The 22105-nt window shown below is 74.0% G+C and carries 22 protein-coding genes and 1 pseudogene; 9 read left to right on the plus strand and 14 right to left on the minus strand.

Going from position 1 to position 22105, the window contains the following annotated elements; genetic code table 11:
• Positions 1-23 precede the first annotated feature (23 nt).
• Together RVR_RS34375 and RVR_RS34380 are read right to left on the minus strand one after the other, a co-directional pair.
• Positions 24-734, minus strand: a complete 711-nt coding sequence (locus RVR_RS34375; protein ID WP_202237829.1) for a hypothetical protein — start codon at positions 732-734, stop codon at positions 24-26.
• A gap of 91 nt (positions 735-825) precedes the next feature.
• On the minus strand, positions 826-1332 hold the full coding sequence (locus RVR_RS34380; RefSeq protein ID WP_202237830.1) for a SigE family RNA polymerase sigma factor: 507 nt from the start codon (positions 1330-1332) through the stop codon (positions 826-828).
• 267 nt (positions 1333-1599) lie between these two features.
• Here RVR_RS34380 and RVR_RS34385 point away from each other — a divergent pair, with 267 nt between their 5' ends.
• The 5 genes from RVR_RS34385 (at position 1600) to RVR_RS34405 (ending at position 7201) form a co-directional block, all read left to right on the plus strand.
• A complete protein-coding gene (locus RVR_RS34385; protein WP_202237831.1) occupies positions 1600-2529 on the plus strand; it encodes an ABC transporter ATP-binding protein in 930 nt (309 codons plus the stop codon).
• Entirely contained in the window at positions 2526-3371 is an 846-nt protein-coding gene (locus RVR_RS34390; protein ID WP_202237832.1) for an ABC transporter permease, read from the plus strand. The genes RVR_RS34385 and RVR_RS34390 overlap by 4 nt, the downstream gene beginning before the upstream one ends.
• Positions 3368-4603: a sensor histidine kinase gene (locus RVR_RS34395; protein WP_202237833.1), complete on the plus strand. Its 1236-nt coding sequence runs from the start codon at positions 3368-3370 to the stop codon at positions 4601-4603. Before RVR_RS34390 ends, RVR_RS34395 begins: the two co-directional genes overlap by 4 nt.
• Complete coding sequence (locus RVR_RS34400) at positions 4600-5220, plus strand: response regulator (protein ID WP_202237834.1); 621 nt, start codon at positions 4600-4602, stop codon at positions 5218-5220. The genes RVR_RS34395 and RVR_RS34400 overlap by 4 nt, the downstream gene beginning before the upstream one ends.
• A 481-nt stretch (positions 5221-5701) precedes the next feature.
• Positions 5702-7201, plus strand: coding sequence for an FG-GAP and VCBS repeat-containing protein (locus RVR_RS34405; protein ID WP_202237835.1), 1500 nt, complete (start codon positions 5702-5704; stop codon positions 7199-7201).
• A gap of 97 nt (positions 7202-7298) precedes the next feature.
• On the opposite strand, the gene RVR_RS34410 is transcribed toward RVR_RS34405, so the two are convergent.
• Both RVR_RS34410 and RVR_RS34415 read right to left on the minus strand, forming a co-directional pair.
• Complete coding sequence (locus RVR_RS34410) at positions 7299-7469, minus strand: hypothetical protein (RefSeq protein ID WP_202237836.1); 171 nt, start codon at positions 7467-7469, stop codon at positions 7299-7301.
• A gap of 234 nt (positions 7470-7703) precedes the next feature.
• On the minus strand, positions 7704-8192 hold the full coding sequence (locus tag RVR_RS34415) for a MarR family winged helix-turn-helix transcriptional regulator (protein ID WP_202237837.1): 489 nt from the start codon (positions 8190-8192) through the stop codon (positions 7704-7706).
• An 88-nt stretch (positions 8193-8280) separates the two neighbouring features.
• On the opposite strand from RVR_RS34415, the gene RVR_RS34420 reads away from it, so the two are divergent.
• Both RVR_RS34420 and RVR_RS38225 read left to right on the plus strand, forming a co-directional pair.
• Complete coding sequence (locus RVR_RS34420) at positions 8281-8868, plus strand: NADPH-dependent FMN reductase (RefSeq protein ID WP_202237838.1); 588 nt, start codon at positions 8281-8283, stop codon at positions 8866-8868.
• Positions 8869-8920: 52 nt separating this feature from the next.
• A pseudogene (locus tag RVR_RS38225) lies at positions 8921-9135 on the plus strand (ArsR/SmtB family transcription factor); the annotation flags it as partial.
• A 27-nt stretch (positions 9136-9162) separates the two neighbouring features.
• Here RVR_RS38225 and RVR_RS34425 read toward each other — a convergent pair.
• From RVR_RS34425 to RVR_RS34445, 5 genes are all read right to left on the minus strand, one after another.
• Complete coding sequence (locus RVR_RS34425) at positions 9163-10164, minus strand: alpha/beta hydrolase (RefSeq protein WP_237405147.1); 1002 nt, start codon at positions 10162-10164, stop codon at positions 9163-9165.
• A gap of 73 nt (positions 10165-10237) precedes the next feature.
• Positions 10238-10627, minus strand: coding sequence for a hypothetical protein (locus RVR_RS34430; protein ID WP_202237839.1), 390 nt, complete (start codon positions 10625-10627; stop codon positions 10238-10240).
• 580 nt (positions 10628-11207) lie between these two features.
• Entirely contained in the window at positions 11208-11552 is a 345-nt protein-coding gene (locus RVR_RS34435; protein WP_202237840.1) for a hypothetical protein, read from the minus strand.
• A gap of 16 nt (positions 11553-11568) precedes the next feature.
• On the minus strand, positions 11569-12270 hold the full coding sequence (locus tag RVR_RS34440) for a sigma-70 family RNA polymerase sigma factor (RefSeq protein WP_430393203.1): 702 nt from the start codon (positions 12268-12270) through the stop codon (positions 11569-11571).
• A 96-nt stretch (positions 12271-12366) separates the two neighbouring features.
• Positions 12367-12627, minus strand: coding sequence for a hypothetical protein (locus tag RVR_RS34445; RefSeq protein WP_202237841.1), 261 nt, complete (start codon positions 12625-12627; stop codon positions 12367-12369).
• A 496-nt stretch (positions 12628-13123) separates the two neighbouring features.
• On the opposite strand from RVR_RS34445, the gene RVR_RS34450 reads away from it, so the two are divergent.
• A complete protein-coding gene (locus RVR_RS34450) occupies positions 13124-14089 on the plus strand; it encodes an aldo/keto reductase (RefSeq protein WP_202237842.1) in 966 nt (321 codons plus the stop codon).
• 251 nt (positions 14090-14340) lie between these two features.
• Complete coding sequence (locus tag RVR_RS34455) at positions 14341-14826, plus strand: GNAT family N-acetyltransferase (RefSeq protein ID WP_202237843.1); 486 nt, start codon at positions 14341-14343, stop codon at positions 14824-14826.
• Between the two features lie 12 nt (positions 14827-14838).
• Here the strand turns inward: RVR_RS34455 and argB are convergent, their stop codons facing one another.
• From argB to RVR_RS34480, 5 genes are all read right to left on the minus strand, one after another.
• Entirely contained in the window at positions 14839-15639 is an 801-nt protein-coding gene (argB, locus tag RVR_RS34460) for an acetylglutamate kinase (protein WP_202237844.1), read from the minus strand.
• The gene (locus RVR_RS34465) at positions 15636-17330 is read right to left on the minus strand and encodes a condensation domain-containing protein (protein WP_202237845.1); all 1695 of its coding nucleotides are present in this window, start codon (positions 17328-17330) and stop codon (positions 15636-15638) included. The genes argB and RVR_RS34465 overlap by 4 nt, the downstream gene beginning before the upstream one ends.
• An 88-nt stretch (positions 17331-17418) precedes the next feature.
• Positions 17419-19200 (minus strand): ATP-binding cassette domain-containing protein, encoded by a 1782-nt coding sequence (locus RVR_RS34470; RefSeq protein WP_202237846.1) that lies wholly within the window; start codon positions 19198-19200, stop codon positions 17419-17421.
• Entirely contained in the window at positions 19193-21061 is a 1869-nt protein-coding gene (locus tag RVR_RS34475; protein WP_202237847.1) for an ABC transporter ATP-binding protein, read from the minus strand. The genes RVR_RS34470 and RVR_RS34475 overlap by 8 nt, the downstream gene beginning before the upstream one ends.
• A 58-nt stretch (positions 21062-21119) precedes the next feature.
• On the minus strand, positions 21120-21956 hold the full coding sequence (locus RVR_RS34480) for an SDR family NAD(P)-dependent oxidoreductase (RefSeq protein ID WP_202237848.1): 837 nt from the start codon (positions 21954-21956) through the stop codon (positions 21120-21122).
• Positions 21957-22105 lie beyond the last annotated feature (149 nt).

Consider the following 22105-nt stretch of genomic DNA (forward strand, 5'->3'; position numbering starts at 1 on the left):
GCGCCCCTCGGGGCACGGCGGCGTCACCCGGTGCCCGCGGTCTCCTTGCCGGTGGCGGTGACGCCGTCAGCGAAGGAGATGATCTGCTGCTTGGTCAGACGGAGTTCGTCGGGGACCTGCACCTGGAGCCGGTGCCCGGCTGCGTCGGACCACATCAGCCAGACGGCCTTCCCGTCCTGCGTGGCGCCCAGTTGTCCGGTCCGCCCCGCCACCTCGACCTTCTCGGGCCGCTCGCCCGCGGGGAACCGCGCGTCTCCCGCGAGCACCACGGCGATGGCCCGGTCGAATCCCCCCTGCGCGGCTGCTCCGTGGGCGGCGACGCCGCTCGTGTCCGTCCCGGGCGGAACCGCCAGGAAGGCGTCCGGCGTGGACGCGATCACCCTCCAGCCCCGCGGAACGGCGCGGACCTCGAATCCCGCCGGCTGGGCGCCGCGGTAGGAGGTCAGCTCCACGCTCACCGACGCCTGGGGCCCCGCCGCGGTGACCCGGGCCTTGGACGGTGCCTGGGACGCCGTCCGGCCCCCCGTCGGCACCGTCACCGCGAGGGTGGCGGCGGCGGCCACCGCCACCACACCGGCGCCCGCCAACCGGCGCCGCCGGCCGGTCAGGGCCCGCCGTCCGCGCGCGAGGTCCGCCTCGACGACCGCCGGGTCGACCGGCTCCGCCCCCGAGGCGTCGGCGACCCGCAGTTCGCTCAACATCTCCGCCATGTCCCGCACGACTTCTCTCCTCATTCCTTCGGCTCATTCCTTCGGCCCGCAGCGGTCGTCATCGGTCGTCATCGGTTCGCATGGGTTCTCATCGGTTCTCGTCGGTTCTCACCGGTCACACGAAGTCGCGGGCGTGCTCCGGGAACATCTCGCGCAGGCGCTCCAAGCCGCGGGCGGTCTGGCTCTTGACGTTGCCCTCGCTGCACCCCATCGCCGCGGCGGCCTCCGCCGTGCTGAGCCCTTCGACGCAGCGCAGCACGACCGCGACCCGCATCCGCTCGGGCAGCCGGGCCAGCAGCGCCGTCATCGACGAGAGGTCGCGGTCCTGGGCGTCGGGCGCCTCGACCTCCGGCACCTGCGAGGACACGTGTTCCCGCCGGCGGAACGGGCTCCGCCGGTGGTCCGTCACCGCGTTCACCACGCAGCGCCGGGCGTAGGCCTCCACGCTGTCCGGGCGCAGCCTCGGCCACCGCAGGTACAGACGCGTCAACACCGTCTGCACCACGTCCTCGGCCTGGGCCCGGTCGCCACCCAGCAGCAACGCCGCGACGCGCACGAGCGAGGCACGCTGTCCCACCACGAACTCGGTGAACCCACCATCCCGCTCGACAGCACCCTTCACGGACATCCACACCCTTCGCTTCGGCTCCGGCCGGCCGCACACCCCTTGTACGAAGCCGAGGGCCCCCCGCGTTGCACGCCGACCGGCTTTCCTTCCACCCCGACCGCCGAGCGGCCCCCGACGTCCCGGGCCTCCGGTCACCGGGCGCACCGCCGAGCTTCCCGGCCCACGCGGCGGTGCCCTCGGTGCGGTGTCCACCGAACGGGGGACACCGCACGGTCCTTACGGTCGACCCTCCCTCCGCCCGACCGCTGGGAGGCTGGCCGTATGACGCACTACGCGGTACGGGTACGAGCGCTCCGCAAGCGGTACCGGGAAACCGTCGCCGTGGACGGGGTCGATCTGGACATCAGGTCCGGCGAGGTGTTCGGCATCCTCGGCCCGAACGGAGCCGGCAAGAGTACGACGGTCGCGCTGCTGCGCGGGCACCGCACCCGTGACGGCGGTGAGGTGGCGGTGTTGGGCGAGGATCCGGAGCGGGCCGGCCGTGACTGGCTCGCCCGGATCGGCGTCGTCTGGCAGGACGAGTCCGCGGCCGAGGAGTTGACGGTCGCCGAGACCGTACGCCACTTCGCCCGCTACTACCCGCGGCCGCGCGACCCCGACGAGGTGATCGCGCTGGTCGGTCTCGAAGCCGAGGCCGACAGCCGCTCCAAGCACCTGTCCGGTGGCGGTCGCCGTCGCCTGGACGTCGCCCTCGGCGTGATCGGCGACCCCGAGTTGCTGCTGCTCGACGAGCCGACGGCCGGCCTCGACCCGGTCGCCCGCCGCCGCTTCCAGCGCCTGGTCCGCGCGCTGGCGGACCGCGGGACCACCGTCGTGCTGACCACGCACGACCTGGAGGAGGCCGAGCGACTGGCCGACCGCCTTGCGGTGATCTCGGCGGGACGGGTGCGCGCGGTCGGCGCGCCTGCGACCCTGGCCGGCCGGGACGAGCGCGAGGCGGTCGTGCGCTGGAGGGAACCGGACGGCGCCGAACGCGAGGCCGTCACCGGCACGCCGACCTCCGAGGTCGCCGCGCTGGCCGCGCGGTTCGGCGGCGAGGTGCCGGGGCTGCGGGTGAGCCGACCGACGCTGGAGGACGTGTACCTGCGACTGGTCGGGCAGGACGGGCAGGACGGGCAGGACGGGCAGGACGGGCAGGACGGGCCGGCCCCAGTGGTGCCCGGCTCGGGCGCGGGGGAGTGGGCGCCATGACCACCGTCGGAGCCGGCCGCGGCGCCGCCACCGGGACGGAACCGCCGCCCGGGGCCTGGCGAGTGGGGCTGCTGCGCGGCGCCATGGAGCTGAGGCTCTTCTTCCGCCAACGCGAGCAGGTGGTCTTCACCTTGGCCCTCCCGATCGTCCTTCTCTTCCTCCTCGCCTCGATCTTCGGCGATGACATGCCGGGCACCGGGGCCACCGCCTCCCAGTACTACGTGGCGTCGATGACCGCCGCCGGGATCATGTCCACCAGCTTCCAGTCGCTGGGCGTGTCCATCGCCGTCGAGCGCGACCAGCACGTGTTGCGGAGGCTGCGCAGCACCCCCATGCCGCCCAGCGCGTACTTCCTGGGGAAGATCTGGCTGGTGCTGGTCACCGGAGCGCTGGAGACCGTGTTGCTGCTGGCGTTCGGCACCGTGGTCTACGGCGTCGAGCTGCCCGCCGACCCGACCGGCTGGCTCGTCCTCGGGTGGGTTCTCGTGCTCGGCACCGCCGGCTGCGCGCTGCTCGGCATCGCCGTGAGCAGCGTGCCGAAGTCCGCCCGCAGCGCCACCTCAGTGGTCGTGCTGCCGTCCCTGGTCCTGGAGTTCGTCTCCGGTGTCTACATCCTGGTCGGCACCGTGCCAGGCTGGATGCTCACCGTCGGGGCGTTCTTCCCGCTGAAGTGGCTCTGCCAGGGACTGCGCGGGGTGTTCCTGCCACCGGCGGCCGCCGCGCTGGAGCCGGCGGGCAGTTGGGAGTACGGGCGGATCGCGCTGGTACTCGGGGCGTGGTGCCTGGGAGGGCTGGTGCTGTGTCTGCTGACCTTCCGCTGGGCGGGACGGGACGAGCGGTGACAGAAGGCGGCGGTGCCGCCGCGGACGGCGGGACGGAAGGATCCGGCGCCCACGCCTGGGAGCGGACGTTCCTGCCGTGGGACTGCTACTTCGCCGTGGTGTGGGCCGCGACCGTACTGTTCGCGCTCGCCGCCCAGAGCCCGGGACTGAGGGTACGGGCGGCCGCTGTCGGGCTCCTCGCGCTTCTCGTGCCCTGGTACCTCGCTGCAGGTCGGCCGCTGATGATCGCGCGGACGGCCGGTGGCCGCCGCTCGTCGCGGTACGTGGCCGTCGTCGTCGTGATCTTCCTCGCGGCCGCGCCGCTGGTGGGTGAAGTGCGCCTGGGCGCCTTCGCGGTGGTCCCGCAGTGCTTCATGCTGCTGCGGCTGCGCACAGCCCTGGTCGCCGTGGCGGTGGTCAACGCCGTGCCGGTGGCCGGATGGGCGCTGCTGTGGCGGCCCGGCGAGCACGACCTCTACGCCAACTCCGTGTTCGCCGTGGTCACCCTGATGTTCTCCATGGTGGTCGGCGGCTGGATCATCCGGATCATCGAGCAGAGCACACAGCGCGCCGAACTGCTCGCCGAACTCCGGGCCAGCCGCGCGGAGGTGGCCCGGCTCTCGGCAGAACGAGGCGCCCTCGCCGAACGCGAACGCCTCGCCCGGGAGATCCACGACACCCTCGCCCAGGGCTTCACCAGCCTGCTGATGCTCGTCCAGGCGGTGCAGTCCGACATCGAGCGCGATCCCGCGCAGTCCCGCCGCCATCTGGACCTGATGGCCCGCACCGCCCGGGAGAACCTCGCCGAGGCCCGCGCCCTGGTGGCCGGCAGCGCTCCCGCCGACCTCGCCGCGGGCTCGCTGCCCGACGCGCTGCGCCGCATCGCCGCCCGGCACAGCGCGCAGTCCGGGGCGTCGGCGGAGGTCGAGGTCACCGGGACGGTGCGCCGCCTGCCACCCGCCGTCGAGGTGGTGGCTCTGCGCGCCTGCCAGGAAGCGCTCGCGAACGTCCTGCGGCACGCCGGCGTGCGCGTCCCGGTCACGATCCGACTGGCCTACGGCGACGGCGATCTGGTCGTGACGGTCCGCGACGAGGGCTGCGGCCTCGACACCGGCGAGGCCCCTGCGAGCGGTTACGGACTGCCCGGACTGCGCGCCCGCGCGGCCGAGTTGGGCGGCCGGGCCGAAGCGACCGGGGCACCGGGCCGGGGCGTCACCGTGTCCGTGACACTGCCCGCGGAGGAAGTGCGGTGATCCGCGTCCTCCTCGCCGACGACCACCCCGTGGTACGCCAGGGGCTTGCCGCCATGCTCGGCACGGAGGCCGACCTGCTGGTGGTCGGCGAGGCGTCCAGCGGGCCGCAGGCGGAGGCACTGGCGGCCGCGCTGCACCCCGACATCGTGCTGATGGACCTGCGCATGCCCGGCGGCAGCGGTGTCGAGTCCATCGAGCGCCTCACCGCCGCCGGCCTCCCCTGCCGGGTCATCGTCCTGACCACGTACGAGACGGACGGCGACATCCTGCGCGCCGTCGAAGCCGGTGCGGCCGGCTACCTGTTGAAGGACGTCGCCCGCAACGAACTCGTCGACGCCATCCGTGCCGCAGCCCGCGGCGAGACGGTCCTCGCCCCCTCCGTCGCCGCCCGCCTTGTCGCGCACCTGCGCACCGACCGGCGGCAACCCCGGCTGTCCGACCGGGAGACGGCCGTGCTGCGGCTGGTGGCGGACGGCTGCACCAACGCGGACATCGGCGGCCGCCTGTTCATCGGCGAGTCCACGGTGAAGACGCATCTGCTGCGCACCTTCACCAAGTTGGGCGTCACCGACCGCACAGCAGCGGTCACCTGCGCCATGCGCCTCGGCCTCCTGTGAGGTGGTGACGGCCTCCTGCGACGTGTGGCGGCCGGCGTGAGGGCGACTTCCGTGCACCGGCGAAGGGGAACGCAGGCCGTACCGGGGAAAGGCCGGTGCCGCGGGCCTCGACGAGAGCGGAGCGGCGGGCAACCGTCGCGGGTGGCGGTGCGGGGGTGTTCGCAGAGGGCCGGCGGCGGCGGGGGGTCGCGGGGATGCTGTATAGTCGATCTTGAGGAGTTCGGGCCAACTCGGCCCGTACGACGCTGCGTTGGTCGTCCAAGGAAAGACACCCCGCTTCCTGTGGGGAAATGCAGGTGCAAGGCCTGCCCAGCGCTCCGAAGGGGCCCGTCCGCACGAACACAGCGGACGGGCCCCACTGCTTGCCCGCCGGCTGACGAGACGTGCGCGCGGGACGTACAACCGTTCGCGGTGGTGGCATGTCTGAGGGGATGGCGGGCATTCCGGGCCCCGGAGGCCCTCGCGCCGAAGGGGGAGTCGTATGTCCGGACCCAGGCAACTCCGTTTCCGCTCCATGGTGTTGGCGGCCGCGGTCGCCGCGGTGAGCGCCGTCGTCGCCCCCGGTGGGGCGGCCCACGCGGCCCCCCTCGGCGGCCGGACGCCCCCGGTGGTGGACTTCGACGGCGACGGCCACGCCGACCTCGCGGTCGGGGCGCCCGGCGGCACGGTCGGCGGCGGGGCCGGCGCGGGCTACGTCTCGGTGGTCTACGGTGCCGCCGGCGGCCTCGACGCCGCCAGACACGTGAGTTTCAGCCAGAACACCGCGGGGGTGCCGGGAGGGGCGGAGGCGGGCGACCGCTTCGGCGCCAAGGTCCTGCCGGTCGACCTGAACGGCGACGGCTACACCGACCTGCTGGTGGGTGCACCCGGCGAGGACGTCGGCACCGCGGTCGACGCCGGCATGATCACCGTGCTGTGGGGCGGCCCGACGGGTCTCGCCACCGCGACGGCCGTCGACACCGGCGCCGTCCCCGGCCTTCAGACGGGGCGGACGCTCGCCGCCGGCGACTTCGACGGGGACGGCACCGCCGACATCGCCTACCTCACCGGCGTCGACGTCCAGGTCCTGTCGGGCGTCGGCACCGACGGGCGCCCGGCCCACCGGGGCACCATCGTGACCTGGTACGTCATGGGCACCGCGGGGATCACCACGGACGACCTGGCCGCGGGCGACGTCAACGGCGACGGCACCAGCGACCTGGTGGTGATCGGCAGGGGCGTGGAGGACGCGGACGACGGGGAGGCACCCCTCTTCCTCGGCGGCTCGCACACCGAGGACGCCGTCGGCGGCCTCGCCTACGCGGAGAACCTGCGGGACGCCGCCGGCTACTGGCTGGAGGGCCAGTCCGTGGCGATCGGGGACCTCAACGGCGACGGCTACGGGGACGTGGTCGTCGGCCACACCCACGAGGGCTACTTCACCGACTCGCTGCTCCCGTCGAAGGGCGGTGCCATCGGGGTGGCCTACGGAGGGCCCGACGGAGAGAGCCGTACGGTCCCGCCGGTGTGGATCAACCAGGACAGCGCGGGCGTGCCCGGCGTCGCCGAGTCCGGCGACGCGCTGGGGGCGACCGTCGCGGTCGGGGACGTCAACGGTGACGGCTACGCGGACGTGGTGGCCGGCGCCCCGGGCGAGGACCTCTCCGGCGTCACCGACGCCGGCGACCTCCTGCTGTTCAAGGGCGCGGCAGGGGGCCTGACCGGCGCCGGCTCGCAGGCGTTCAGCCAGGACACCGCCGGGATGCCGGGTGTCGCCGAGGCGCACGACCGGTTCGCCGGCACCGTCGCCGTCCTCGGCGCCACCGGCACCGACCGCGCGCAGGCGGCCGCCGGCGACCCGGACGAGAACGCGGGGAACGGTGCGGTGTGGGTCCTGCACGGCGCCGCGGCCGGCCTGACCGCCACCGCGCCGGCGAACTTCGGGGCGGCGACCATGCACACCCCGGTCACCGGGTCGGCCTTCGCCGCCACCCTCGGCTGACGCCCGGCCCGGCCACGTCCGGCCCCGACGCGCCGCTACCGGCCCTGCCCGCCGCCGGCCCCGTCCGCCGCCGTCCGGGCGCGCGGTCGCCAAGCCGTCAGGTTCGATCCCGCCCGGGCGGAGGGCCGTCCGGGCGAGCCGGGGCGGCGGGGGCGGCCTTCCGCGTCGCCGGGTCCTGGCGCAGTCCGGCGAGCAGGAGCGCGATCATGCGGCGGGTGTACTCGGCGTGGTCGGCGGCGACGTCCGCGTTCGCACGCCTCGACGCCATCGGCCGCCTGGAGAGCAAGTGACCACCGCGCCCGTTCCCGACTGGTTCACCGCCGCGCTGGACGCGGCACGGTGGTCGTCGGCGACGACGTGCCGATCGAGCTCAACCCGTACTCCGCCCGGCTGCTGAGCGCGGCGGGCGGCAACTGACGCGGATCGGCGGGGCCTTCGCCGCCGCGGGCGCGTCCGGTCGGGTCGCACCCACGGCGGCGATACGGGTGGCGTGGGGGATCGTCTACGACGGGCCGTCCCCGGGGTTCCCGCCGGGGTGGGGGTCCAGGCGGCCGACCGCCTGGTCGCTCCACGCCCGGATGACCGTCGCCTGCTCGGGTGTCAGCACGTCGAAGAAGTGGCGGCGGATGTTGCCGCCGTGCACGCGGACGGCGTTCCGGGCGGCGCGGCGGCCGTCGGCGGTCAGCCCGATCCCCGCGCGGCGGCCGTCGGCCCCGTACCGGGTGCGCTCGACGAAGCCGCGCTTCTCCATGCGCGTGAGCTGATGCGAGACGCGGCTCTTGTCCCAGTCGAGCGACTCGGAGAGCTCACCGACACGCATCTCGCGGCCGCCGGCCCGCCACAGAGTCATCAGCACGCTGAACTCGGGCTTCGAGATGTCGCAGTCACGTTGCAGGCCGCGTTCCAGCTCTGTGGTGAGCAGGCGCTGGGCGCGCATCCAGACGTCCCAGAACTCCCACTCCTCCGGTTCCAGCGATCGAGACTCCGTCATGGTGTTGATGATACCGCCACCAGCGGAGTTGTCACTTCAACTCCTGTCGATCTAGAGTTGACGTATCAACTCACCCGGAAGGAAGACCATGACGCTGCGTATCGCGCTCATCCTCGGAAGCACCCGCCCCGGACGCAGGGGCGACCAGATCGCCGCCTGGGCGCTGGAGGCCGCCCGCGCCCACGGCGGCGCCGACTACGAACTCGTCGATCTCGCCGACCAGGGCCTCGGCAACCTCGACGAGCCCGGCAACCCGAACTTCCAGCAGTACCAGCACGACCACACCCGGGCCTGGGGCGCGCTCGTCGACAGCTTCGACGGCTACGTGTTCCTCGTCCCGGAGTACAACCACTCCTACCCCGGGGCACTGAAGAACGCCCTGGACCACGTCTACCGGGAGTGGAACGACAAGGCCGCCGGGATCATCAGCTACGGCGGGTGGGTCGCCGGGGCCCGGGCGGCGGAGGCGCTGCGGCTCGTCCTCGCGGAACTCCAGGTGGCCACGGTGCGCGCCCAGCCCACCATCTCGACCCACCCCTCGTTCCACACCGGCGCCTTCGTGCCCCAGGAGGGCCTCGACACCGCCGTGGCCGGCATGCTCGACCAGGTGATCGCCTGGTCCGGAGCGCTGCGCGAGGTACGCCGGGCCAAGTCGCTCGCGGCCGAGGCCGCATGAGGTCCCGTTAGGCGCTGAGCACAGGGTCGGACGGGTCGGGCGCGGCGGGCCGCGGCTGCTGCGCACCCTGGCCCGCGGCGCGCACACCACCACCGAGCCGGCCCACGCCTGGGAACTCTCGCCCCGGAGGTCTCCCGCCACCTCGCCGTCCTGCGCCGCGCGGGCCTGCTCACGGCCCGGCGGCAGGGGCGCTACGTCTGCTGCACCTCCAACCCGGCCGATCCGACGGCGCTGGGCGGCGACCTGCTGGCGGCCGTCCTGCGCTGAGCGGCTCCGGTCGGCCGGAGGTGCCCGTCAGCCGGTGGCGAGGAGTCGCTCCAGCCAATTGTGGCGTGCCGCGACGGCCGCCCCGCTGATCCGTGCGTCGGGAACCTCCTGGTCGAAGACGTGGAACCCGCCGGGCCACACGTGCAGTTCGGCCGAGCCGCCCGCCTGCCAGATCCGGCCGGCGAAGGCGACGACCTCGTCGCGCAGGCACTCGGCGGAGCCGACGTCGAGGAACGCGGGCGGCAGGCCGGCCAGGTCGGTGGCGCGGGCGGGCGCGGCGTACGGCGGTACGTCCGCTCCGCCCCGGAGGGCCCCGAGCAGCGAATCCCAGCCGAATCCGTTGTAACTGCGGTTCCAGACGTCGACGTCGTCCATCTGCACGGCCGACGCGCTGTCGTTGCGGTCGTCGAGCATCGGGCACATCAGGAGCTGACCGAGCAGGCGGGGACCGCCCTTGTCCCGCACGGTCAGGGCGAGCGCGGCGCTGAGGCCGCCGCCGGCGCTGACGCCCGTGACGACGACGCGGTCCGGGTCGACGCCGAGTTCGTCCGCGTGGGCGGCGGCCCACAGCAGGCCGGCGTAGGCGTCGTCGACCTGGGCGGGATAGGGGTGCTCGGGTGCGAGCCGGTAGCCGACCGAGATCAATGTGGCGCCGAACCGTTCGGCCGTCTCCAGCAGTTGGTCGAGCCCGGTGCGGTGGTCGTTGCAGAAGAAGCCGCCGCCGTGGATGGAGTAGAGCAAGGGCCTCGACGCGGGCGCCCCGGCGGGAGTGCAGATCAGCAGGGGGATCTCCGGGTCGCCGTCCAGGCCGGGTACGGAGGGCTGGGAGACGGTGAAGCGCCCGCCACGGCTGAGGTCGTCGAGCGCGGCGACCTCGGCGGCGACCTCCGCGCGGATCGCCGGCAGCAACTCGGCGCTCATCCGCGCCGAGCCGGGGTCCGCCCCCCGGAGGGCGTCGAGGGCGACCTGGAGTTCAGCGTCGAGCGGAACGGGCGCGGTGGGCGCGGTCTTCTTCGGTTCATGACTCACCCGCGCACGCTAGCGCTCCCGTTCCGCACGCGCACCTCGATGTGACCACCCGCTCCGGCCGGAGGTCCGCGGGCTAGACGATCTCCAGGAGCACGGCGGGGAGTTCGGCCTCCAGAACCCGCCCGCGCGGCAAGGAGAGGCCGAAGCACCGTTCGATGATCCGTAGCGCGGTGCGGTGCACCTCACGGCTGGGCACGGTGGCGTCGGGCAGGCCGGCGCCGGCCAGCAGCTCCTCGACGCGTCCTGCCGGCTCGCGATCACCGGTCACGCCGTCGTATCCCCAGGAACGGTCGAGGTGGAGGTTGAAGGAACACATCAGGCGGTCGTCATGGCGGTAGGAGAACTGAGGCGGTACGGGCTTGCCGTTCTCCTCGTCGAACTCCAGCCGGAAGACGTGTGCGCCACCCCGGGACAGGGGTGGCCGTGGGCCGAACTCCGCCTGCCAGCCCCCGTACTTGACCACGAAGACGAAGTCGCCGGTCTCTCCGTACCGCAGACCTATGGCAGGGCGGGGGGGTCCAGGGTCCCTGCTCCACGACGTCGATCAGGTCCCCGCCGGTGAGGCGGCCCAGTGCACGCGCTGTGCGTGCCGGCCCCGACACCGAGGCCGTCAGCCGGGACACCAGCTCTTCGGCGTCCAGACCCCGGGCGAACACCACGCCGTAGCCTCCGAAGGCGATCGACTGGGGAGCGGCAAGCCACGCGAGTCCGTCGGTCATGGAGGCCATCGTGACGCATCTCGGCCGCCCATGGCCGTCCCAGCCCTGATCCGCTGGTCGCAGGCGGGGACGGCCGGTCGGCGGGGCGGGGGTCTCCCACCGTCCGGGGCCACCGCCATGGTCCGGGATACGGCGCAGGGCGACCAGCTCGGCCCGCCGCGCGGCCTGGGCGCAGTACAGCAGGAGGGAGAGGACGGCGCCCAGGACGATGCCTGTTGGAGGGGGAGCCGGGTGGTGGCCAGGAAGGTGAGGACCATCGCGGCCGGCGACGGGTCGTCACGGCGACGGAGCGCCGCTCGCCGCCTTCGACCGCAGCGGACCCGGTCACGGCGCGGACGCCGACCGGAGCGGCGAGGGGGACGACGTGGGGGTCGGGGAGGAGGACGAGGTGGGGGACGGGCGCGGCGAGGTCGCCGGTGTTCCGCCAGGCGGGGCCGGGGTGGTCGGATGCCAGGGGGCGAGGACGACCACCACGCATGCGGCGGCCGCGGCCAGCCCGGCCAGCCCGACGACGGTCCGGCGGAGCCGGACCCGGACGCGGGACCGGACGGGGACGGTGGGCGGGGCGGCGGGCCTCAGGTCGTTGGGGCCGACGGAGTAGGCCCGGGCCTCCAGCGCGTCGCGCAGCCGCGCTTCGACCGGCTCGTGGCCGGTCCGCCCGCGGCTCATTTCCGGCTCCTCGTGGTCATCGGGGGCCCTCCAGTTGTCTGCCCAGAGCGTCGAGCGCCCGGCTGGCGGTTGACTTGACCGTCCCACGGGAGATCCGGAGGCAGTCGGCGATCTGGGCCTCGGTGAGGTCCGACCAGTAGCGCAGGACCAGGACATCGCGCTGCCGGCGGGTCAGGTGCCGCAGCGCGTCGATCACCTCCTGGTGGGTCTCGGCGAGCAGCACGTCCCGGTCGGCCGACGGGGCGTGGCCTTCCCGCTCGGGGATGTGGGCGCGGACGGTACGCCGTCGGCGCAGCACCGAGCGGGCGGTGTTGACCACGCTGGTGCGCAGGTACGCCTCGGCGTCGTCGAGACCGGTCAGCCGCCTGCCGTGTCTGCGCAGGAGGGCCGCGAAGGCGTCCTGTACGACGTCCTCCGCCGTCGGCAGGTCGTCCACCAGGAGCAGGGCCAACCGGACCAGCCCCAGGCGGCGATGCCGGTAGAGCTCGTGGAACCCGGGTCTGCCGTCGTCGACGGTCGCGGTCGCGGTGCCGGGGCCCGCGCCGTCGTCCGCTCCTCCTGTGGCCGCGTGGCCGGCCCGCGAGCGCAGCGCGAGCCGGGCCCGCACACGGCGCGTCAGGTCCGCGGGACCGCGGACCAGACCGCGCAGCGGACCGGGAACGGCCCCCGGCGGCCGGAAGGCCGAAGGGGCGGTGGCTGGGATCGTCACTGTCGTCACACGTTTCCTGGACGTCTTGGTACCCGGACCGCCCGCCCCGGGGCTTTGCGGGGCGGGCGGCCTCCATGTCTGCCGGGCCGCCGGAGCGGCCCGGGATCAGCCGACCGACTGGGCGGAGGTGGAGGGGATGGGCTGGGCGGAGGTGGAGGGGATGGGCTGGGCGGAGGTGGAGGGGACCGGCTGGGCGGAGGTGGACGGGACGGGCTGGGCGGACTTGGACGGGACGGGCTGCGCGGAGGTGGCCGACGCGGCGTTGGCGGCCGCGGCACCGCCGATGACCAGCGCAGTGCCCGCGGCGGAGACGCCCAGGACGGTCCGGAACCGACTGCGGCGGGTGGTGGCGTGACGTGCTGACATGTCAGTCCTCGAATCTCGGTACGTGTCGGTGGGGCTGGCCGTCCGGCACAGGCGGTTCCGTGTGCGGCGGCCCGGCGCTGGAGGCGCCTGCATCCCGACAGACGTGCGAGGCCCCTTGAGGTTGCGAGTCGATCGGCGACAATGCGGCGGCGTCCGAGTGATCCACGTCACGCGGACGGTGCCGCTCTCGACGGGCCTGTCCCCTCGGGCCGGTAGCGTCGCACGGCGGTCTTCGACGGGCGCGCGAGCGCGCTCACCGCCGGTGGGGACCGCCGTGTGGGGGAGCGGGACGCCACCGGAGTGCTTTCAGCGGATCCGGGAGCGTGAGGAGCCGGCCTGTGGCCGATGGCGCGCACCCCGAGCGGTCCGCCGACGGTCATCCACTCGATCAGCCCTGACGGTGGATGACTTCCCCTAGACTCACCGTGACATCTGCGCCTACGACATCGAGCACTGGGGCTGCGCCTCGGACGGCGGCCCGTGGGGGAGTGAGACGATGCGCCATCGTACCCTCGGAGCCGGCGGCCCGGTCGTCAGCGAGGTCGGCCTCGGAACCTGGCGCCCCCTGTCGCGGGACGGGCGGCGCGGCGCCGCCCGGCTCGTGGGCGCCGCGCTCGACCTCGGCATCACGTTGTTCGACACCGCCGGCTCGTACGGTGACGCGGAGGAGGCACTGGGCATCGCCCTGAGGGGTGTGCCGCGAGAGGCCTACGTGCTGTCCACCAAGGTCTACTACGAGCCCGGAGGCGCGGTGGCGGGGCTGTCGCGCGCAGCCGTCAGAGCAGGTGTCGAGCGCAGCCTGCGGGCTCTTCGCACCGAACAGGTCGACCTGCTCAGCGCCCACCGGTTCGATGACGGCACCCCCCTGGCGGAGACCGTCGCGGCTTTCGGGGAACTCCTCCAGGAAGGCAAGATCGCCCACTACGGATTCAGCGAGTGGACGGCGCACCAGATCACCGCGGCCTGTGCGGTGGCGACCGAGATGGGTGTCCGGCCTCCGGTGGCCAGTCAACCGCAGTACAACATCCTGTGGCGGGTCCCGGAGCAGGCCGTTCTGCCGCTGTGTCAGGACCTCGGCATCGGCACGGTGGCCTTCTGGCCGCTCGCCCAGGGCCTGTTGACCGGCAAGTACGCGCCCGGCGAACCGCCCCCGGCGGATTCCAGGGCCGCGGACCCCACCGGGAGCCGCCTGATGGACCACCTCATGGCGGAGCCGCTCCTGGAGCGGGTGCAGCTCTTCGCCCGGCTCGCCCGGCGCGAGGGCATGACGCCTGCCCGGCTCGCGGTGTCGTGGGTGCTCAACCGGTCCGGAGTCACTTCGGCACTGGTCGGCGCCTCCACCCCGCAGCAGCTCGCTGAGACGGCGTCCGCAGCCGGGGTGCTCCTCCCGGAACCCACCATGGAACTCATCGACAGGATCTTCGCCGGATGCGTGTACGACGATGTCGCCGGCACGGGGTGAGGACGCCCCGGCCGTGGCCGACGCCACCGAGCTGAGCGGTTGGAGGGGTCGAACCGCCGGCGGCCGCCGACCCGCACGGACCAGGGTTTCGGCGAGAACTCCGTTGCGTGGGACGCCGCCCGGGTGCCGTCCGGATTCCGCCGTCCCCGGGTTTGGAACGATCCGGTTGCGGGATGATGTCGAGGACCGCCGCACCACTGTTGGCGCGTTCGGCGGGCGATCTTCGCCGATCGCCTGAGCCTGGGAACGCCATGACTGACATCTTCCCGCCGTCCGACTGGGACGTGGCCCGGATACGCGCAGCGGTACCCGCCGACGCGGGACGCCTCCACCTGCTGGCGCTTCCGTTCATGCGGGCCGGCTTCCTGCGCCACCGGCATCCGGCCGTCTTCGGCGAGCGCGTGGCCGACTTCCTGGTGGCCGAGCACGACGAGCGCCTGGTCGCCTGCGCGGGGGTGCAGCAGTTGGCCGACCAGTTGACAGCCGCGGTGCTGTACAGCTTCTGTGTCGACGAGGAGTTCCAACACCGGGGCATAGGCGCGCAGTTGTTGGCCGGCAGTGTCGAACACGCCAGGGCGGGCGGCGCGCGGCGGCTCTACACCGCGACGATCCGCCGGGACGGGTGGTTCGAGCGCTTCGCCTTCCGGCGGGTGGAGCGGACCGACGTCCCGGCCTCCTGGGCGGCCCGGCTCAGCCCGTCCCGCGGCTCCCTCCTCTACGTCCGCGACCTCGCCTGAGCGGGTCGCCCGTCACAGGTGCAGGGTGGTCCCGCGGCCGGTGTCGGCGGTGCACGCGCCGAGCAGCGCCTGGTCGCCGACCAGCCGGACGACGGGCACCCCCGACCGCAGCGCGGTGAGGGCCCCGGACAGCTTCGGCAGCATGCCGCCCAGCGGCGGCCGGGCGCTCAGCAGCGCCGCGAGGTCGTCGCCGCTCATGCGGGCGATGACCGACGACGGGTCGGCCGGGTCGGCCATCAGCCCCTCCACATCGCTGACGTACACCAGTTGGTCGGCCGACAGGGCCGCGGCCAGCGCGGCGGCGGCCGTGTCGGCGTTGAGGTTGTGGGGCAGTCCGTCGGCGTCGGGAGCGACGCTGGCGACCACCGGTACCAGGCCCTTCTCGCACGCCGTGGTCAGCACCTTCGTGTCCACGGCGTCGACCTCGCCCACCCGGCCGAACCTGGCGACGCCGTCGACGCGCAGCGTGCGCGCCGTCATCATCCCGCCGTCCTCGCCGGACAGGCCGATCGCCGGTATCCCGACGCTTCGGAGCTGACCGACCAGGTCCTTGTTGATCCGGTCGACGAGCACCATGCGGACGACGTCCATCATGTCGGCGTCGGTGACCCGCAGGCCGTCGACGAAGCGCGGGGTCAGCCCGCGCCGGGCGGCCTCCTCGGTCACCTCCCGACCACCGCCGTGGACGAGGACCAGCCGCCGGCAGCCGCCGACCAGCACGCTCAGGGCACGCACGGCGGCGGCGGACAGCCGACCGCCTTTCATAGCCGCGCCCCCGTACTTGACCACGAGCGCCGGCTCGGCCGCGGTCACCGCCCCTCCCCGGCCCGGTGCTCGGTCACCGCGGCGACCAGCCCCCCGAAGGTGGGGGAGCCCACCGGCAGGTCGAGCGGCAGCGAGCAGTCCAGCTTCTCGCCGAGCAGCAGCATGAGTTCGGCGGCGAGCAGCGAGTCGCCCCCCGTGGCGAAGAAATCGTCGCCGTCGGCCGGCGCCTCGGCGTCGAGCAGCAGCCGCCACAACCGGCGGGCGTGCTGACGGACCGCGGGATCGCCCGCCGGAGGACGGACGTCCGCCGCGACCGGCACGGAAGCGACACCGGCCGGAGCAGAGGGCGGAGCAGCGGCCGGAGCGGCGGTGGCGACCGGCCCGGGCTCCTGGGACCCGCTCGGCTCCGGCGTCCCGCCGGGGGCGACCGCCCTGGTCGGCCACGGTTCCCGCGACAGGCGTTCCAGCATGCCTCCCAGCCCCGCCGCCAGCCGCGCCGCCTCCGCCGGGTCGATCAGGTCCGGCGCGTACTGCACCCCGCCGCGGATCGTCCCGTCGGGCTGCGGATCGAGTTCGACGGTCAGGTCGTTGCTGCTGGACAGGGCGGCTGCCGGGAGCACCGTGACCTCGGCGCCGGCCAGCCGCAGCGGCCGGCCGAGGCCGTCGCGCAGGGCGACCAGCACCTGGGTGAGCGGGTTGACCGGCAGGTTGCGGGGCAGCCCGATCTCCTGCATCAGCAGCGGGAACGGCACGTCCTGGTTCTCGATCGCGGCGAGCATGACCGATCGGGTCTCGTCGATCAGCCGGGCGGTGGCCCCGGATTCCACCGGGATGCGCAGCGGCAGGGTGTTGGTGCTCAGCCCCACCAGGCGGTCGAACTCGGGCAGTGACCGGCCGGCCGTCGACATCCCGATCACTGCCTCCCCGAGACCGGTCTCCTCGGCCAGCCACCGGGCGGCCGCGGCGATCAGGACCGTGGACAAGCTGGTGCGCGCCGCGACGGCGAGCCCGCGGGCGGCCCCGGTGACCGAGGCGTCACAGAAGATGTCCACCCATCGGCCCTCCGAACTGCGGACCGCGGGACGCGGTTTGAGGAAGGGCAGCGGGGCGGGGCCGGTGATGCCCGCCAGCCGCTGCTTCCAGTACGCGATCTGGTGGTCGAACCGCCCGGTGTCGAGCCCCTCCTGCTGCCACGCGGCGAAGTCGGAGAACTGCCGGTGGACCGGGGGCAGCGGGTCGGGTCGCTGCTGGAGGAACGCCTCGTAGCAGGCGGCGAGTTCCTCCCGGACGATGCTCATGCCCCGGCCGTCCACGATGACGTGGTGCGTGGTCAGGAGCACGGTGTGCCGCTGCGCGGCATGCCGCAGGACCCGGCAGCGCACCAGCGGACCACGGCCGAGGTCGAACCGTGTGGTCGCCTCCTGTCGGGCCAGTTCCGCCACGTCGGACCCGGCAACGTCGTCGATGAGGTCGAAGCCCGGCGGGAGCTCGGGGTGGATGACGCGCAGCAGCTCGCCCTCCCGCAGGGTGAACGTGGTGCGCAGCGCCTCGTGGCGGTCGGTCATGGCGGTCAGCCCGGCGTGGAAGGCCGCCGGATCGAACGGCCCGTCGATCCGCCAGGCGTAGGCGAGGTTGTAGGCGGGAGTGTCGCGGGCGTACTGCGTGGTCAGCCACAGCCGCCGCTGCAGGGGGGTGGCCGGCGGGTGGAAGGGCAGGGTGTGCAGCCGGGCGCTACGCATCGGGCGGGTTCCTTTCGGACGGGTACCCCGTGATCCGCGGACGCGGCCGGGGCATCAGGTCGCGGGACCCGGCCACCGGGTGCGCCGCTCACCGGTACGCCTGACGTTGCAGTGCGTGGAGCTGTGCGTACGAGCCGTCGAGCGCGAGGAGTTCATGGTGGGTACCGGTCTCGGCGATCCGGCCCCCGCGCACCACCAGGATCAGGTCCGTGTCGCGCATGCTGCCGAGCCGGTGCGAGACGAGCAGGGTGACCGCGCCGGTGGCCTTGCCGATGGCGCGCGCCGCGGCGGCGTACCGGTCGAGGAGGACCTGCTCGGCGGCCGGGTCGATGGCCGCCGTCGGTTCGTCGAGCAGGAGCAGCAGCGGGTCGTCGTGCATCATGGCGCGGGCGACGGCGAGCTTCTGCCACTGCCCGCCGGACAGGTCGGTCCCGTCGTCGAAGCTGCGCCCGAGCGGGGTGTCCAGCCCCCCGCCGACGGAGTCCGGCAGCGTCTCGGCGTCGGCGGCGCGCAGGGCCGCGGTGACGGCGAGGGTGTCGTCGATCCGGGGAAGGTCGCCGATGCCGACGGTCTCGCGCAGCAGGAACTGCGGCTTCGCGAAGTCCTGGAAGCCGGCCGTGATCCGGGAGCGCCACCCTGCGAGGTCGAGGTCGCGCAGGTCGGTGCCGTCGATGAGGATGCTGCCCTGGGTGGGAGTGGCCAGGCCCGCCAGCAACCGGACCAGGGTGCTCTTGCCGGCCCCGTTGTCGCCCACCACGCCGACCACGCTGCCGGCCGGCAGGAACACGTCGGCGTCGGCGAGCGCGTCGTGGTCCGCGCCGGCGTACCGGTAGCCGAGGCCGCGCAGCTCGATGCCCCGGGTGAGCCGCCGCGGCGCCGGCAGGGTGCCGGTCCACGCGGCCTCGGCCGCCTGTGCCCGGGCCCGCAGCCGGAGCAGCCGGGTCCCGGCCTCCTTGCTGTTGTCGACCGCGTTGCCGAAGCGGACGGTCTGCGCCATCTGCTGGCTGACGCTGGCCACCAGGGTCAGCGTCAGGACGACGTCGCCGAGGCCGATCCCGCCGGTGACGGCCTGGCGCGCGACGAGGATCACGGCTCCGGCATAGCCGATGGCGAAGACCAGCCAGCCGCCGGCGACGTACGCCGTGCCCAGCAGGCCGGCCCGGTCCAGTCGCGCGTCGGCCGCGAGCAGGTGGCGCAGGTGGCGGCTGCGGAACTCCGCGCGCAGGCCGTAGATCCGCAGTTCCTTCGCCGGGCCGGCGTTGGTGGCCTGTTCGAACAGGAAACGCGCGTGCCGCTGGTCGGCGGCCGTCTCGGTCAGCGCCCGTTGACGGAGCCGTTCCATCCGGGAACCGGCTGCCAGCGAGGGCCAGGCGAGCAGCGGCAGGAGCAGCAGGAAGGGGTTGACGAAGGCGAGCGCGACTCCGGTGGCGACCGCCCGCAGCACGGCACCGATGAGCAGCGAGGTGACGTCGCAGCCCTCGGCCAGGTGCATCCGTTCGGCGGCCAGCAGGTCGAGTTCGTCGAGCCAGCCGGAGCGTTCGGCGGGCTCGATCGAGGTGGTCGACAGCCGCACCAGTTCCCGGTCGACCAGGTGGGCGGTCTGCTCGATGAGGGGCACCGCCAGCCGGATCGCCACCGAGCCGGCCGCGAAGCCGAGCGCGTTGATCAGCGCGATGACGGCGGCCAGCCGGATGGTCGAGCCGAGGTGGTGGGCCTGGATGGCCTGGACGGTCAGCTTGAGCCCGTAGGCGGAGGCCACCAGGGTCAGCGGGCGCAGGCTGAACAGGATGGTGAAGGGGAGGGCGCGGGCCCGGTCGGCGCGGAAGGACAGGGCGAAGGCGGCGGCGAGACCGCGCAGCGACTCAACCACGCGCCCCACCTCCGGCGCGCGGGCCGGTGAACCGGTCGGCCTGGATGCGGAACATCCGGGCGTAGGCCCCGTCCGCGGCCACGAGTTCGTCGTGGCTGCCGCTCTCCAGGACCGTGCCGTGTTCGAGGACGACGATGCGGTCGGCCCGGCGGGTGGTGGAGAAGCGGTGCGAGATGAGCACGGAGGTCACTCCCTCGGTGAGCGAGAGGAACCGGTCGTTGAGCTCCGCTTCGGCGCGTACGTCGAGCGCGGAGGCCGGTTCGTCGAGGATCAGCAGCCGGGCGCCGTGCCGGACCGCGAACAGCGCGCGGGCCAGCGCGAGCCGCTGCCACTCGCCGCCGGACAGGTCGCGGCCGCCCGGGAACTTGCTGGACAGCATGCTCTGCCAGCCCTGGTCCAGCCGGTCGATCAGCTCCGTGGCCCCGGCCCGGTCCGCGCAGAGCCGCAGGCCGTCGAGGTCGCCGAGGTGCTCGACGGCTCCGAGCCCCACGTTGTCCGCGGCGCTCAGCTCGTAGTGGACGAAGTCCTGGAAGACCGCGCCGATCCGGCGCTGCCACCGGCCGGTCCCGGACTCCGCCAGCGGGACGCCGTCGATCAGGATGCGGCCGGACTGCGGCCGGTACATGCCGGACAGCAGCTTCACCAGGGTGCTCTTCCCCGCGCCGTTGACGCCCACGACGGCCAGCGACCGGCCGGCCTCGATGTCCAGGTCGAAGCCGCTGAAGACCGGTTCGGCGCGTCCGGGGTAGCGGAAGGAGACCGCCTCGAACCGGACGGTCGGGGCGGGGCCGCCGACGGGGGCGGGGGCCGTGGCATCGGGGCCGCCGGACGGCAGGGCGCGTTCGAGCGCGCGGACCAGCGGGATCGCGGCGGCCCCCTGGTCGATCTTGACGTTGTCCGGGCTGACGCCCATGACGGCGCTGAGCCCGAGCAGAGCACCCGCGTACGCGGTGAAGCGCCCCGCGCTCAGGTCGCCGTGGGATGCGGCGAGCCCCAGCACGGTGAAGCCCCAGAGCTGCATGGCCATCACCCCGGCGCTCAGCAGGGGCATCAGGAGGCGGCCGTCCCGGCGGCTGCGCCACAGGCCCGCCATCGCGATCCGCCACTCCTGGTGGAAGCGCAGGTCGAGCCAGTCGCGCAGGCCGAAGACCCGGATCTCCTTGGCCGCCTCCGGCTCCCGTGCGAAGTCGCGGACGTACGACGGGCGGCGCAGCCTCGCCGGGGTGCCCATCAGCGCCTGATGTCCCCTCCGGTAGTCCGCGACGACCCCGGTGGTCAGGATGCCGAAGCCGGCCAGCAGGGCCAGGGCGAGCCACCAGTGGAAGACGGCGATCAGGGCCGCGCAGGCCACCGCCTGGAGGCGGGCCACCCCGATGTTGGCGGTCGCGATCAGGGCGTCGCGCGGGGTGAAGCCGGCGGTGCCGACCCCCTGCGCGCCCGTCACCAGGTCGAGCGTGTCGGTGTCCTCCAGGTGGCCGACGCCGGCGGGGCCGAGCGAGGCGGCCATGACACGGTCCCGCAACTGCCGGGTGAGCCGCCGCCCGAGGGCGTCGGCCGCCTGCTGGGCGACCGGGACCAGTAGCTGCTGGAGCAGGAACCCGAGCGCGATGAGGACGCCCAGCATGGTGACATGCCGCAGCGCGGCGGCCTGGCCGTGGACGGCGGCGCCCGACACCACGTCGACCAGGCGGCCGTTGGCGATCGTCAGGGCCACCGGCGCGAGGGCCGCCCCGACCAGTGCGAACAGCAGCAGGCCGACCAGCGGGAGGCTCTGGGACGGCAGCATCCCGAGCATCGCCAGGAGCGGCGACCGGCGCCGGGCGGGGCGTTCGCCTCCGGGGCCGGGCGGCTGCGAGGGCATGCGATCGTTCTCCTTCCCGTCTCCCGGCGGAGACGTGTGCTGGCCCGGTGACGGTCCGTCAGATGAGGCGGAGCGGCGGCACCGGGTTGTGGGCGCGTACCCAGCGGAAGGCGTCGCTGGTGGCCTGCTGGCCGCCGTGGACCGGGAGGGTGACCCCGGAGATCCAGCCCGCCTGGTCGCTGCACAGGTACAGCACCGCGGCCGCCACGTCGGCGGGGCAGCCGAACCGGCCCAGCGGGTAGAGGGAGGCACGGTCCTGCCGGTCGTCGTCGTCCGCCAGCCACGGCTTGGTCATCGCGGTCTCGATGAGGGCCGGGGCCACCGCGTTGACCCGGATGCCGCTGGACCCCAGTTCGTACGCGAGGGCGCCGGTCAGGCTGATCAGGGCGGCCTTGGCGGCCCCGTACAGAGCCTCGCCCGGGGCGGGGAACAGGCCGTCGATCGAGGCGGTGGAGACGATGGCGCCGCCGGTGCCCTGGGCCGTCATCACGCGGGCCGCGGCCATCATCGTGAGCAGCGGGGCCTTGACGTTCATCCCGAACACGGAGTCGATCGCCGCGGCGGTGGCCTCGGTCAGCGGACCGGCTGAGCCCGGCACGTCGCCCCAGCCGCCGACGTTGCCGACCAGGACGTCCAGCCCGCCCATCCGGTCGGCCGCCTCGGCCACGGTCCGTTCGGCGGTCGCGGGATCGGCGCCGTCGGCGGCGATCCAGTGCGCGGTGCCGCCGTCGGCGCGGATCTCCCCGGCGACGGCCTCGACGTCGGCGGCCGTGCGGGCGACCACGGTGACCTGGGCGCCCTGGCGGGCCAGCAGCAGCGCCACCTCGCGGCCGATGCCGCGACCGGCACCGGTGACCATGGCGCGTCCGCCGTCGAGACGAAAGGGTTCCGACACTCGTTTCTCCTCGTGGATCTCTCGGTCGTTCGGTGATGCGTCGGGCAGGGCGGCGACGACGGGGGTGAACGCGGGCCTCCGCGCGGCGCACGACGCGGTCCGCCCGCCGCCGGACCGGTCCCCGCAGTTCGTCACGGTGAACGGGGAGG

The organism is Streptomyces sp. SN-593 (assembly GCF_016756395.1).
Lineage (GTDB): Bacteria > Actinomycetota > Actinomycetes > Streptomycetales > Streptomycetaceae > Actinacidiphila > Actinacidiphila reveromycinica.

What these genes read in the sequence shown, in the direction of transcription:
- RVR_RS34375 (WP_202237829.1), bottom strand. Translation starts at nt 734, where the DNA reads ATGAGGAGAGAAGTCGTGCGGGACATGGCGGAGATGTTGAGCGAACTG.
- RVR_RS34385 (WP_202237831.1), top strand. Translation starts at nt 1,600, where the DNA reads ATGACGCACTACGCGGTACGGGTACGAGCGCTCCGCAAGCGGTACCGG.
- RVR_RS34390 (WP_202237832.1), top strand. Translation starts at nt 2,526, where the DNA reads ATGACCACCGTCGGAGCCGGCCGCGGCGCCGCCACCGGGACGGAACCG.
- RVR_RS34405 (WP_202237835.1), top strand. Translation starts at nt 5,702, where the DNA reads ATGTCCGGACCCAGGCAACTCCGTTTCCGCTCCATGGTGTTGGCGGCC.
- RVR_RS34410 (WP_202237836.1), bottom strand. Translation starts at nt 7,469, where the DNA reads ATGGCGTCGAGGCGTGCGAACGCGGACGTCGCCGCCGACCACGCCGAG.
- RVR_RS34415 (WP_202237837.1), bottom strand. Translation starts at nt 8,192, where the DNA reads ATGACGGAGTCTCGATCGCTGGAACCGGAGGAGTGGGAGTTCTGGGAC.
- RVR_RS34420 (WP_202237838.1), top strand. Translation starts at nt 8,281, where the DNA reads ATGACGCTGCGTATCGCGCTCATCCTCGGAAGCACCCGCCCCGGACGC.
- RVR_RS34435 (WP_202237840.1), bottom strand. Translation starts at nt 11,552, where the DNA reads ATGAGCCGCGGGCGGACCGGCCACGAGCCGGTCGAAGCGCGGCTGCGC.
- RVR_RS34445 (WP_202237841.1), bottom strand. Translation starts at nt 12,627, where the DNA reads ATGTCAGCACGTCACGCCACCACCCGCCGCAGTCGGTTCCGGACCGTC.
- RVR_RS34450 (WP_202237842.1), top strand. Translation starts at nt 13,124, where the DNA reads ATGCGCCATCGTACCCTCGGAGCCGGCGGCCCGGTCGTCAGCGAGGTC.
- RVR_RS34455 (WP_202237843.1), top strand. Translation starts at nt 14,341, where the DNA reads ATGACTGACATCTTCCCGCCGTCCGACTGGGACGTGGCCCGGATACGC.
- RVR_RS34465 (WP_202237845.1), bottom strand. Translation starts at nt 17,330, where the DNA reads ATGCGTAGCGCCCGGCTGCACACCCTGCCCTTCCACCCGCCGGCCACC.
- RVR_RS34475 (WP_202237847.1), bottom strand. Translation starts at nt 21,061, where the DNA reads ATGCCCTCGCAGCCGCCCGGCCCCGGAGGCGAACGCCCCGCCCGGCGC.